The sequence below is a fragment of the Marinobacter sp. NFXS9 genome, from assembly GCF_040148665.1.
GTDB lineage: Bacteria > Pseudomonadota > Gammaproteobacteria > Pseudomonadales > Oleiphilaceae > Marinobacter_A > Marinobacter_A mangrovi.
The window spans coordinates 12,305-24,423 of record NZ_JAGDDW010000012.1; the positions used below are offsets into that span (position 1 = coordinate 12,305).

General features: G+C 59.5%; 12 protein-coding genes. 3 read left to right on the forward strand and 9 right to left on the reverse strand.

What is annotated here, in order from left to right; all coding sequences use genetic code 11:
- Positions 1-244 precede the first annotated feature (244 nt).
- Positions 245-1,051, forward strand: coding sequence for a helix-turn-helix transcriptional regulator (locus tag J3364_RS16780; RefSeq protein WP_349559389.1), 807 nt, complete (start codon positions 245-247; stop codon positions 1,049-1,051).
- Here the strand turns inward: J3364_RS16780 and J3364_RS16785 are convergent, their stop codons facing one another.
- Positions 1,052-1,963, reverse strand: coding sequence for an alpha/beta hydrolase fold domain-containing protein (locus J3364_RS16785; RefSeq protein WP_349559391.1), 912 nt, complete (start codon positions 1,961-1,963; stop codon positions 1,052-1,054). It abuts the gene before it with no gap.
- A gap of 167 nt (positions 1,964-2,130) precedes the next feature.
- Here J3364_RS16785 and J3364_RS16790 point away from each other — a divergent pair, with 167 nt between their 5' ends.
- Entirely contained in the window at positions 2,131-2,478 is a 348-nt protein-coding gene (locus J3364_RS16790) for a hypothetical protein (RefSeq protein WP_349559392.1), read from the forward strand.
- 34 nt (positions 2,479-2,512) lie between these two features.
- Here J3364_RS16790 and J3364_RS16795 read toward each other — a convergent pair whose 3' ends face one another.
- The 8 genes from J3364_RS16795 to J3364_RS16830 form a co-directional block, all read right to left on the reverse strand.
- Positions 2,513-3,844, reverse strand: a complete 1,332-nt coding sequence (locus J3364_RS16795) for a diguanylate cyclase domain-containing protein (protein WP_349559393.1) — start codon at positions 3,842-3,844, stop codon at positions 2,513-2,515.
- A 241-nt stretch (positions 3,845-4,085) separates the two neighbouring features.
- A complete protein-coding gene (locus tag J3364_RS16800) occupies positions 4,086-4,949 on the reverse strand; it encodes an oxaloacetate decarboxylase (protein ID WP_349559394.1) in 864 nt (287 codons plus the stop codon).
- 324 nt (positions 4,950-5,273) lie between these two features.
- Positions 5,274-5,669, reverse strand: a complete 396-nt coding sequence (locus tag J3364_RS16805) for a VOC family protein (protein ID WP_349559395.1) — start codon at positions 5,667-5,669, stop codon at positions 5,274-5,276.
- A gap of 12 nt (positions 5,670-5,681) precedes the next feature.
- Positions 5,682-6,650, reverse strand: coding sequence for a hypothetical protein (locus tag J3364_RS16810; protein ID WP_349559397.1), 969 nt, complete (start codon positions 6,648-6,650; stop codon positions 5,682-5,684).
- Positions 6,651-6,792: 142 nt separating this feature from the next.
- Positions 6,793-7,353 carry a VOC family protein gene (locus tag J3364_RS16815; RefSeq protein WP_349559398.1) on the reverse strand — a complete coding sequence of 187 codons (561 nt, stop codon included), beginning with the start codon at positions 7,351-7,353 and terminating at the stop codon, positions 6,793-6,795.
- Positions 7,354-7,448: 95 nt separating this feature from the next.
- A complete protein-coding gene (locus J3364_RS16820) occupies positions 7,449-8,054 on the reverse strand; it encodes a DUF2931 family protein (RefSeq protein ID WP_349559399.1) in 606 nt (201 codons plus the stop codon).
- Positions 8,051-10,084, reverse strand: a complete 2,034-nt coding sequence (locus J3364_RS16825; RefSeq protein ID WP_349559400.1) for a T6SS phospholipase effector Tle1-like catalytic domain-containing protein — start codon at positions 10,082-10,084, stop codon at positions 8,051-8,053. The genes J3364_RS16820 and J3364_RS16825 overlap by 4 nt, the downstream gene beginning before the upstream one ends.
- Before the next feature lie 180 nt (positions 10,085-10,264).
- On the reverse strand, positions 10,265-11,494 hold the full coding sequence (locus J3364_RS16830; protein ID WP_349559401.1) for an Aq_097 family APC-type transporter: 1,230 nt from the start codon (positions 11,492-11,494) through the stop codon (positions 10,265-10,267).
- 236 nt (positions 11,495-11,730) lie between these two features.
- On the opposite strand from J3364_RS16830, the gene J3364_RS16835 reads away from it, so the two are divergent.
- Positions 11,731-12,060, forward strand: a complete 330-nt coding sequence (locus J3364_RS16835; protein WP_349559402.1) for a DUF3135 domain-containing protein — start codon at positions 11,731-11,733, stop codon at positions 12,058-12,060.
- Positions 12,061-12,119: the final 59 nt, after the last annotated feature.

The window sequence follows — 12,119 nt, forward strand, 5'->3', positions numbered from 1 at the left end:
GCTCCACTGGACCGAGAGCCGATCTGGTCCATGCGCCCTTTTTATAGATGACGCACCGGCTGAATGGGAGCTTCACTGGCACGTCTTTTCTCGTTATGAATCCACCGCAAGTCCGCGCATTGCGGCTTGAGCAGCGACACCGCTAGACTGCAATACGTAGTCATCACAGTGTCTTTAAACGGTAACGAGACGACGCGGGGGCGCATATAACCCCAGTGTGGTATGTATTGGAAGGCGGGAGCCAGTGAAAAACAGAGAGACGGATCGTACTCTGGCGCACGCCATCCAGGCGCTGGGAACCCCGGATTTTGCAGGCGCCTACGCGGCCTTGCTGCGCTGCTATTGCACCTTCGACAACCTGATCATCATTGCCTACAACGGCGAAAAGCGCCCTACGGTGCTGTACCGGGAATACACCGACCCGATCGTCTACCAGCCCATGGACAGCGAATACCTGGGCAGCGCGTACCTGCTGGATCCGTTCTATCACCAGCATCGCAAGGGCGACACCCACGGCATCATTCGGCTGCGGGACATCGCCCCGGACCACTTCCGCCGCACCCAGTACTACAAGACCTATTACCAGCAGACCACCCTGCTCGACGAGATGGCCGTGTTCGCCACCGTCTCCGAGACGGTCACCCTCACCGCCTGTCTCGGCCGGGACCGTTCCAGCGGCGCGCCGTTCAGCAAGCGGGAAATCCAGGCGCTGCACGATCATGAAGACACCCTGAGCGCCCTGGCCGAAAAGCACTGGCAGGATTTCGAACCCGGCGACAGCCGTCCGCACACGCCGGCCCCGCTGGGCGACCGGCTGCGGGAGGCGCTGAAGCGACAGCACGACATCAGGCTGAGCCCCCGCCAGGCCGAGGTGGCGCTGTTCATATTGCGGGGGCATTCGTCCCTGTCGATCGGCCTGCACCTGGACGTCAGCCCGCAGACCGTGAAGGTGTTCCGCCGCCAGCTCTACGCCAAGTGCGGGATCTCCTCGCAGGCGGAACTCTTCGCCCTGCTCATGCCCCTGTTCGCGAGGCTGACCGACGAAACCTGATCAGGGATCGGTCTGGGGATTGCCCCAGGCCAATCGCGCATGGACATCAAGGGTGCGATAGAGGAATTGGATGGCATCGTCTTCCACCGCCTGATCCGTCAGGAAGGTGGCGATGTGCCCACGCCAGCGCAGGAGCAGCATCTCGGTGGGAACACCCGCCGCGGCCAGGTCCGCCTGGAAGTCGGTAGCATGGTCGACGGGCACCAGGCTGTCCCAGGTGCCGTGATACAGAAAGAACGGCGGCGCATCCGACGTGATGTGGGTCACCGGCGAAGCCGCGGCGTAGCGATCCGGCACCTGTTTTACAGTGCCGCCGAGAAACTGCTCCACCAGCTTTCCCGATCCGAACTTGCGCAGGTCGCTGGGCGTACCGCCGGACACCACGGCCGCCAGCTTCGTGTCCGGGCCACCGTAGGGCCTGTCCAAATCACCGCCCTGGCTGGCCACCAGCGCCAGCAGACTCACCAGATGCGCACCGGACGAATATCCCCAGCCGGCAATCCTGTCTGTATCCACGGACAGCCGGTCGGCGTTGTCATGGAGCCAATGCATGGCCTGCTGCAGATCGTGAAGCTGGGCGGGAAACTCATAGTCCGGGGCGAAGCGGTATGCCACGTTCATGACCACGAACCCGGCTTCGGCCAAATTCTCGGCGGTGCTTGCCATGTCGTCCCGGGAACGCCCCTGCCAGCCGCCACCGTGGACGATCAGGACCGCCGGGTGCCGCCCGTCCGACCGCGGCTGATACACATCGGCCACCAGCGGCTCAGGCCAGTCGGCGGGGGTAAAAACCACGCCCTCCTCGACTGTCCAATTCAGCTCCGCCACTGGCACCGTCTGGTCCGGCGCGTTCAGGTGTGTCGCGCAACCACCCAGCAAAACACCCAACAGGGACATCATGACTCCTCGCATTCATCCTCCGCGTCCGTGATCGTCTACCGGCAACCGTGCCCGGTCAGCTTGTAATTACGGGCGTTGGCGGGTGATGGATGCGTGAGATCACCATAACCAAGCGTTGCCGCTGACATCAGCCGGCAAACGGGCTACATTGCCTTCACTAGTCACACAGGAGTCTCAGGATGAGAAACCACCGCCACAGCATCCCCCCGATTGCATTAGCCGCGGCTCTGGCCGGCTGCCAGACGCCCGGTACAAACACCATCCGCCAGTCACTGACGCTTCAAAGTCCGACAGGCGAATCCATGGAGGCCGTGCAGGTTCTCGATCCGAATCCGGATGGCAGCTACACGCTGGTGGCACTGGAACCGGAAGCGCAGGTCAACGCGTTCTATGACCGGGCATGTCAGGCGGACTACGGGCCGACAGCACACTATGTGAGGCTGGAGGAAGGTACGACGGTGTTGTCGAAGGGGGCGATCACCGCTTACAGCTGTGAAACCAGCGAACCGCTGGCTCCGGATCAGTAACGGCAGGAAACAGGCCGGTGCCCGGTAGGCGGATTTATCCGGCGGACGCCCGTTTCACCACATACATGCTGGCATCCGCGCCACGCAGCAGTTGAGCGGCATCGTCGCCGTCGCCGGGGAATACGGCGCTGCCGATGCTGGTGGAGATGGCCACCGTGTCGTCCCCCAGGCGCATTGGCGCCGCCATGGCCGCGCAAATCTTGTCGACCTGCGCCTCAACGGAGGCGGCATCGTGGACGCCGGTGAGTAAAATGGTGAACTCGTCACCGCCCATGCGTGCCACCGTGTCCGACTCGCGGGTACAGGCCATCAGGCGACCGGCCACCTCGCACAACACCTGATCGCCCGCTTCGTGTCCCATTTTGTCATTGATCTGCTTGAACCCGTTCAGGTCCAGGTACAACAACGCCAGCTTTTCGCCGGAGCGACGGGTCATCCGCAACGCCGTTTCCAGCCGGTCGTAGAACAGCGTGCGATTGGTCAACCCGGTCAGCGGATCGTGATGGGCCAGGAAACGCAGGTTGTCTTCCGCCTGCTTGCGCTCCATGACCGCCGCCATCTGCGTGGCGATGAACTGCAGCAGGTCGAGGTCATCTGTCGAATAGTGCACCTTGGGCGATTGGCTCTCGATAATCACGATCCCGAACACCTGATCCCGGGACACCACCGGCACGCCCAGCCAGACGCAGTCACCCGGCCGTGCGATGCGATTCAGCCCGACGCCGGGGCGAGACTGATCCCGCGTGGCCAACAGGGCCTGACCGCTGCCGAGCGCGTCGACGATCGCCGAACCCTCCACTAGCGGCATATCTACCCAGTCGCTGCCGTCACCGCTTGCGCGGGGATAGGACGAGGTGCCCTGATCATCGTCGTACAGGGCGACGTAAAGACGGTCCGTGGCGAGGAAATCACTGAGGATGTGGTCAATCGCTTCACACAGGCTTCGGGCATCCTCAGCCGAATGCGCCGCCTGCGACACCCGGTACAGGATGTCCCGCTTCTGGTCGGCCTCGCGCAACGAGGTCACGTCCCGGGCAACGGCGATTCGAACCCGCTCGGCCTCGTACCAGCGCGCCGACCACAGGATGTGCACCGCACGCCCATCCTTGTGCAGGTAGCGGTTCTCGAAATCGATGTGGGGCTGCCCCTCCATCACGCGCCCGGCGGCGTTCAACGTTCGCTCCCGGTCCTCCGGATGAACGTAGCCGGCGATCGGCGTGCCCACCATCTCCTTCGGCGAGTACCCTAACAACGACTCGCAGGCGTCACTGACAAAGACAATCAGGCCGTCCTCATCAACCACGAAAACCGGGTCCAGCAGCAGGTGGACCAACTTGGGCGACAGCGATGCGAGATCAACAGACATGCGGCGTTTCAACAACCTGACAGCGATACTTCAGTGTTCAGCATAATCTGTCTTTGCCGGAAACGGCAGTCACGCGAGGCAAAATGGTGAAAAAGGTCGTGCTGGTGGGCATCAGCACCGCGGTCCAGGCAGAACCGGGCAGGCCTTCGGGAACCTCATTGGTGGAGTGATCCGGCCGATCCGGAATCGCCCCCCAACGTGGTTCCATTCCCCGGCAGAATTCCGGCCGGGATGCGGAATGTTACTCGTGGACGTCCATGAACCGACGCGCCCACTCGACGTTCTCGTCGACGGTGGAGTAGCGCGTGGACAACTCACTGGCCGTCAGGGTGCCCTCCGCAATGCCGCGCTGCTCACGCAGGCAGTCGTAGGTCGCCTTGATCGCCGCAAAATAAGCGGCGTGGCCGTTGACGACGATGCGCACGCCGTTGTCCACCAGGCGTTCGCGATCGTTCAGCTCGGGGTTGTCGTAGGTGACCAGCATCAACGGTACATCGACGTGCTGGCTGATCGCTTCCAGATGCGTGAAATCGCGAATGCCCACCATGCAGATACCGTCGGCACCGGCTGCCTCATAGGCCTTCACCCGCTCGATCGTCTCTTCGACGCTGAGCTGGGCCGCGTTGGTGCGCGCAAAGATCGCCATGGCCGGATCGATACGGGCTTCCAGCGCGGCTTCGATCTTGCCGACCGCTTCCTCGACCGGCACCAGGTCGGTGGACTTGCGGCCGTACTTGGGCGGCAGCAGCGTGTCTTCGATGGTCAGCGCGGCCACACCGGCCCGCTCCAGTTCGGTAATCGTCCGAATCACGTTCAGCGCATTGCCGTAGCCGTGGTCCGCGTCCGCGATAATCGGCAATCTTGCCACCCTCCCGATCCGCGTCGCCTGCTCGGTAAATTCACTTAAGGTGATGAGCGCAAAATCCGGCGCGGCCAATACCTGAAGTGACGCCACAGAGCCGCCGAGAATCCCGACTTCAAAGCCCAGATCCTCGGCAATGCGGGCCGACATGGGATCGAACGTCGACGCGGTGTAATAGCACTGGTTGCTTTCCAGCAGCGCACGGAAATCCTTGCGGAGATCGTGTTGGGAGGGTGTTGCCATTCATGTACTCCTTGGTCAGGGTCAACAGCGAATGAGAGGCGATAGGCGTTTGCAGCGTCTGTGAAAGACACCTGGGGCACGGCGACAGCGAGAAACGGACAGCAAGAAACGTTCCCTGCGGTGCCCGGAAGTGCGTCGAAAAACCCTGCATATCGGGTCGGTCAGGATAACGCTACGCCAGCGCCAGAGCAGCACGACAATGGTTTGAGAGCAGCACAAGCCACATGGGGAGATGTACGTATCCCGGCGACATTCGACGCCAATCGCAGCGCAGCGGCCGCGGCTCAAATGCATCACCGATGGGCGGAGCCCGGGCAGAAAGCACTACGACCAGGCGCGGTTCTGCAGAACGACGCGATAGCCATCAATGTCCTCAAACGTCCGGCCGGACACATCCCAATACGGGTTGTAGGCGTCGACCGACACGAAGCCGGCCTCCAGCATCCGCTGGCAGTTCGATTCCCAAGCCGAACGCTCAGGCACATAGAACACCAGCAGGTTGTCCCGCGTGGGCGCCTGCCCCACGGTCGTGCCCCGATGGTGGGTGAATTCCAGGTGATAGGCGTGCCCGGGATGTCCGATGATTGCGCCGTCGAAGCCGTCGTGGTCACGGAACGAACCCAAGAGCTGGAAGCCCAGCCCGGCCACGTACATATCGGTAATCGCCTGCAACCGATCGGTCGGCCGCGCGACTCGCAACACCGCTGATGTCGGGATCATCGACGCTGCCCTCTACTGTTCGCCCGTTTCAAACGTGCAGTGTTTGCCGTAGGCCACCACCGTCGGGCTCTCCGTCCCCTGCCCCGTCCGATGCAGGGATACGGATTTGCATCGTCCTTTCAGTGAAGGCGTGTTGTTATCCCCCATCAGCGACACCATGTTGCGGATGACCTGATCCGTGCCCAGCATTGCCTGATTCACCGTAACATCGCCGATCCGTGCATTTTCCGCGATGTAGGCCAGATACTGGGCGCCGTTCGAATCCGTCTTGCCCGATGGCATGGGCTGGGCCGCGGCCGCCGTCACGGTCACGTTGGTCAGCTCGGTGACGTCATCGCCCAGCGCCTTCTGCATCGCGGCCACATCGGCGTCGGATTGACCGTCTGATGCTTCGCCCGGCGGTTGCTGAATCGCCGCCTGACTCACCATCTGCCGAATCTGGGCCTCACTCAGCAGCCCATCCGCCTTGAGCACTCGACCGTCCGCGGCTTTGAACACCGTCACCGGCGTGTAGCCGCCCAGGGTGTTGATCCAATATGGACGTAGCTCTTCCTGCAGGGATTTCGCCGGGAAGTCGGCAAACGCCGAAGGCACCGGATAGCCGCCTTTGTGCGCCTGATTGTCGTAATGCTCGGCGTTTTCCCGCAACGCGGCCGTCGAGTCCTTCGCTCCCAGAATCGCCATCGCCCGACCAGCGCTGTCCTTGCCCAGGTAGGCAATCGGCACCCAGCGCACCGGTGTGTCCGGCGCCGTCGCTTCCCAGCGCTTGAAGAGCTTGGCGCCGTAGGGCGAGTTGGCATCGAACACCACCTGGATACTGGCCGACACCGTGCCATCGCCGCCCACCTGCATGCCCAGCGCGTCGGAAATCTTCTGCCAGGCATCGTCCGGCGCCGGCTTGAAAGCATCGGCGGCCTGGGCCGAGAGCGAGAAAGCAAAAAGGGATACACACAGGGCCCAATATCCGTATCGACTGGTCATCGTTGCTGTCCTTGTTGGCGACGCGCGATCGCGCCCGTCAGGCGGCCTGGCCGCGGGGTTGGAATGCTTTATTCAAGATGAGGGTGGGCGGGTTCTCAAGGTTGGGGGTTGAGGTGGGTGAAGTCCCACCTGTGACACCGATTCAACGGTTGTCTTTCCTATGTGTACGGGATGGCAGCGTCCGCATCATCGCCTTGGCCGGATGCTCGGTCCATTCCGGGTGCGCTTTACGCAGCTCGCGGACAGCCTTCAGCGTTCTCAACACGTTGCCTGGCGTCGGTATGCGGGGCGTAAACGCCAACTCCCAGCGAATGCCATTGGGGTCCAGGAAAAACACGGCGACATAGCCCGGCGCATAGATGGGATATTCCGTCGGCTGATCGGTAACCTCTACGCCCTCTGGGATCAGAAAATCCTCATAAAACTGCCACACCTCTTTCCGGCTGCGGGCCCACAGGGCAATGTGGTGGATGCCCACCTGGTGTGCTGTGTGATCCAGCGTCCGGTCCTCGTCGGCCGGCTGTATCCCGATGTAGCTGTGGGGCATCGGGAAACGGGCCATGTAATAGGTCGAGGTGTAGCCGACGTTCAGCGTCCAGAAACTCTTGTAGCCCAACCAGCCGAACATCCGGTCGTAGAACCGGACCGATGATTCGTAGTTCGGTACTGAAAATTCAACGTGGTGGACGCCTCTGAATCGCATGTCGATGTCCTATTTCATCCAGCCTGACGAAGGAAACCGGACAACCCGGCAATACGGTTTACACTGTCACCCTGCCACTTCGAGAGATATGGTGACTACCAGCCCGTTGTCGGGACACCATGTTGCTTGAGGTAGTCGGCATTCTCTTCAAGGTATCGCTTTGTGGCCGCACGATAATCGTTGGGATCGCCCTCGATTTCGTTCGCCTTCATTCGGGCGACTTCAATCTCGTTGCCGATTTGGTTCTGGATCCACAGGACGACGGTTCCTTTGGGGGCAAGACCGATGACTAGCCTATCCCGAGGACCTGTGAATGTACCTTTGCTGGTTGTGTATTTCGCCTGTTTCGCCATCTTATCCGCAATGTCTTCTGGGAGGGCGATCAGGCGCTGATAGTATTTCTGTTCTGCAAAAGAGAACCACTGAATGCCTATGTATTTGGGGAGCGGTTCCATTGTCCCACCTGAACCCATGGGGCCATTAGGCCCCTTCCAGCAGCAAGACACATAGCCTGCCGGCCAACGCCAGTGCCGGACCCCAGGCTTTTCGAACTCCAAGTGCTCAACCATGACGTCGTAATGTTCAGGTGCCGCGAGTGAGAAATAATAGCGATTTGACGGATCGGAGGTCGTGGCACACCCCGAAACAAGAGTGAGCACGCATAGCAAGCATGCAATGAGCATCTTATATGACAGGTTCATTTTTGTTCCTGTTTGTTGGGGTGAACTGTACGGTGGCGATCCGTTGCTGGTACCGAAGGCATGGCTAAATCCCAGGGAATTTCGAGTTTGGATGGCATTCCGCCAACCATGAATTCCATGGTATTGAAGTTGTCTGAATGATGAATGTAGCGTTGTTTCAGAAACACTTCGTCTGCTTCGGAAAGAGCCAGATCAAGGCTGCCTGACTCCAATGCATCTGACATTTTTTCATGGATAGAAGACAGCTCATCTGGCACGGAACCATCATCTTTCAATAGTTCAACTTCCCTGAACGGCACACCATCCTTGATGGCTTCAGAATGCATTAGATTCAATGGGATATGGGCATACTCGCCGCGTAATGCTCTCTTCATTTCGAGCGTGAGATCAACTTGGCCATAGGGGGGCGGGTCAGCTCGCTTGGATTGCCTTATGTCAAGGTAGGGCGTGCCAGCGGAAGCATCCTCCAGAGACTGGCCGCCCATCCAATGTTGATTGAAGGTGGCTTCTTTAAGGGCAACCAGATTATCCCACTCCATTGTTTGCTGCGGCCACTCTGCGCGGTGATCTGATATCGTCCGCGTACGTGCTAATTGGACCGTTTCAATTTCGTATTTGTGATATCCACCACCTACATCGGAATGAGCACCAGGGAGACCAACTTCAACAAAGTTGTCAGGTAGCTGGCCGCTTGGACTGCGCAAACTCACAAGCGAAAAGGCAGACCTGCATTCGTCTGCTGCGAAGAATTGAACGGCTTTCTCAACTTTGTTGTGGTCAAGATACACGTTTATGGGAGCCGTTCTTTCATCGCCAGGAGACCAGTCTCCGTTGGAGATATTAACGATGCCGGCAACCGTATCGAACAAGCCAACAAAGCGAATGCGTACTTGTTGGGGCCAGTCTACCTTGTGTGTTTTAAAGGCTGCCCCCAACATTCCTGTTGAACCTTTGGAAATTTCAGATGCCGCATGCCTGGCCGCAGCAGCACCGCGGCTGAACCCGAAGATATCAATAGTTAAACGACTAACAGTCTTGCTGCCTGCTGGCCCTGATATCAAATCAGCGACCTCATCAAATGCGTCCCTAAGTTGATTAATGATTCCGAAGTCGCCAAGGCCCGAAACTGAGCTGGAGAGTGAGTCCGCTTCACCTGTTTCGGTGCCTACACCGGGGCTATACACACGGAAGCGTTGAAGACTCACAGTTTCTGAGTCTTCCCGGCTCTCGTTATAGAGCCGGAATAATTTAGAAACGTTGGTTTCGCCATTGGCGTAGCTGGTTCCCATCATCAGCGCAAGACGATGCTGGCATTCCTCGTCGCTAATCTCCCCTTTGCGGTGAGGTGATAGGCAAGTTTCCTGTACCTGCTCGTGAAATAGTTCAATGTTATTTGAATTATTTAGGGTTCCATCAGTAAAAATCCCCACCTCAATATGCAGCTTTTTCTCAACCGACTCCTCCTTTGACGTACTGGATGCTTGGGCCACCAAAGGCGCTACACCCGCAGCCGCCCCCACCGGCAACGAAAGATTCTTCTGCGAGTCCCGCTGAACCCGCTCTCGTTCGGCGGCCCGCTGCTCCCGGAGATCGCTGTCGAATGAATCCGCTGAAAGGTGCCCCACGCTTCCGGGTCCCAGGCGTTCGACCTGCTCCGGCGTGATCTGCCAGTCGTTCATGCGGGCAACCCAGGAAGCGAGGTTCAGGCCGTGGACGTCTTTCACGACTTTCCAACGACCCGGCAGAACGCCATCTTCCTCCCAGGCGATTAATGGGCTGAAGGGCGGGGTATCGGTGGTGCCTTTGACCAGGACCAGGGAGCCGTCCCGCAACTTACCCTTGAGTCGATCCATTCGCTCACTGTCAGATCGATAGGGGCTACCGATGAAGTCGTCAGCCAAGTCGAGCGCCCTGTGCAGGCTGGGGCTGGCAATACCGGTGTCGAGTGGAAGATTGCTCGGGGCAAACGTTGGCGATTCAATACGGAGGAGATCCCTGAGTTCGAGATCCCGGGGGCGTTTAATCTGCATGTCCATTCCCTTGGGTGCTGAGTCAGCGCAAATCCGTTGCGCGAAATCCTGCCTGTACTGGTGAACCGATCCGCGGTCGGGCAGGAATCACGGCAAGGTAATAAAATCGGGAATCGTGTGCAAATGCAGTCAATGACGTCGGTCACCCCTTGATTATGACCGGTGGAAAGTCCTGTTCACTCACCCTTCCACCGGCATCGCAAACAGCACGATCAGGAACAGCACCAGCGCCTGGGCGCCGTACGAGACCATCAGAAACTGACGCCGACGTCCACTGGCCACCTTGGCCGCCAGCACCGCCGCGGATATGGCCTGCAGCATGTAGTAGAACGCAAAGGCACGGGACGCGAGCGCAACCACTTCAAAGATGTTGCTGTTCCAGATCAGCGCCACGGCGAAGATGGCGATGGCGAGATAACTGACCCGAGCGGGCAAGCGGCCCCGGGATTCTTCTTCGGCAACGCCGCCGGCTCCGATGGTATCGGCGATGGCCGCACTGAACTGACTCATGGCGGCGGCCACCACCAGCATCAGCGGCAGGATCAAAGTAATGTCCCGGGACAGGTCGATGATGGCCGTTTCGTTCGGCGAGCCGCCGGCAAATTGCCCCATCAGCGGCATCGACAACGCGACAAACACCACATAGATCACGCCTGCCAGAATCTGCGCAAACAGCATGGAGCGGCTGCGCAGAGCCGCCTTGTAGGTGGAGGCCAGATACTTCGAGGTTTCGAATCCCTGCACAATCAGCAGCATGCCGGCTAACTGGCGGAGCGCTTCCCACACGCTGGTTGCCGGCAACGGCAGGTCCGACAGGTCATACCCATGGCTACCGTCGTTGTAGATCAGCCCCGCCAGCAACGAGGCGATAATGGCCAGCTTGATGGTGACCGAGTATTCCTCCAACCGTTCCAGCCCATGTAGCCCTCGCCGCCAGCCATAGAGCCCGATGAACAGCAGCACGCCCGTCGCCAGCACATCGGCATTGAACGGCGAGTAGACGTCCACGCCCGTCAGAACAAAACCGCACATCAGGCGGATGTAGAAGGTAATCGAGATCACATAGGCAAACGCCAGCGAGATATCGGACAGGCGTTCCAGCATCGGCGCGGTGGTCTTCGCCGACGAGCCGACCGGTTCGTTATGCAGGATGGTGAAGCGCACGGCGCCGCCGATCCACAGGGACAGAAGGACAATCCCGATAATGGCAAAGACGGATAACGGCCCTGTGACGCCTGCCAGCAGTGGCACCACGACGAGGAAACCGCTGCCAATGATGGACGCCAGTGGCGTGACGGTGGCTCGCCAGAAAGGCGCATCACGGACACTACGGCGAAGCATGATGAAGGCGATGGCCACCGAGAATACGATCAGGAAGGCGTCCAGGAAGGAGAAGTTGGTGGGCGTCATGGATACATCTCAGCGGTGGCTATGGTTGATTATATTAGAAAAAATCGATGCCGTTTTCGCGAAGCATCACTGATCACAGGTCATTCGCGACTTGCCGATCCATCCGACCTAACCAATTCGGTAGCCCTTCCATCGCTATTTCAGGTAAAAATAGAGAAGTCCCGGAGTTTGGCTCAAAGGCTCAGTACCGTCGAGAGGACATGCTGATTACTTGAATCCGGGAAAGGAGGAACGTTGTGGACATCCCCTCGTTCGATGCGCTCAGGGATCTGGCTGAACGTGACCCGGAAGGCTTTGAGGCCTTACGCGCGAAGCTAATCGACGACTGCATTCGCCGAAGTTCGACGCGCAATCACCGCCGGCTGCGGGGCCTTCAGTTTGTGATTGACGCCAGGCGACGCATCGCCCGGAGTCCGATGGCCGCCTTACTGGATCTCCAGGCCATGATGTACGACTCGCTTCTCGGCCTGCAATACGCCCTGATGTTTCAGCAGTCCCCCTATGCGCAGGTAGCCACGGAGAGCGCGCGCATCCTGCCCTTTCCGCGGCGGTCGTCATTGGATTGAGAATTGAAGGCGACCGGGTGATTGAGGGGATCGGTCGCAATGCAGAGCTTCACGGATGT

Bases quoted from the DNA above. Each gene is read 5' to 3' on its own strand.
- J3364_RS16785 (WP_349559391.1), bottom strand. From the start codon at position 1,963: ATGCGAGGAGTCATGATGTCCCTGTTGGGTGTTTTGCTGGGTGGTTGC.
- J3364_RS16790 (WP_349559392.1), top strand. From the start codon at position 2,131: ATGAGAAACCACCGCCACAGCATCCCCCCGATTGCATTAGCCGCGGCT.
- J3364_RS16795 (WP_349559393.1), bottom strand. From the start codon at position 3,844: ATGTCTGTTGATCTCGCATCGCTGTCGCCCAAGTTGGTCCACCTGCTG.
- J3364_RS16800 (WP_349559394.1), bottom strand. From the start codon at position 4,949: ATGGCAACACCCTCCCAACACGATCTCCGCAAGGATTTCCGTGCGCTG.
- J3364_RS16805 (WP_349559395.1), bottom strand. From the start codon at position 5,669: ATGATCCCGACATCAGCGGTGTTGCGAGTCGCGCGGCCGACCGATCGG.
- J3364_RS16810 (WP_349559397.1), bottom strand. From the start codon at position 6,650: ATGACCAGTCGATACGGATATTGGGCCCTGTGTGTATCCCTTTTTGCT.
- J3364_RS16815 (WP_349559398.1), bottom strand. From the start codon at position 7,353: ATGCGATTCAGAGGCGTCCACCACGTTGAATTTTCAGTACCGAACTAC.
- J3364_RS16820 (WP_349559399.1), bottom strand. From the start codon at position 8,054: ATGAACCTGTCATATAAGATGCTCATTGCATGCTTGCTATGCGTGCTC.
- J3364_RS16825 (WP_349559400.1), bottom strand. From the start codon at position 10,084: ATGCAGATTAAACGCCCCCGGGATCTCGAACTCAGGGATCTCCTCCGT.
- J3364_RS16830 (WP_349559401.1), bottom strand. From the start codon at position 11,494: ATGACGCCCACCAACTTCTCCTTCCTGGACGCCTTCCTGATCGTATTC.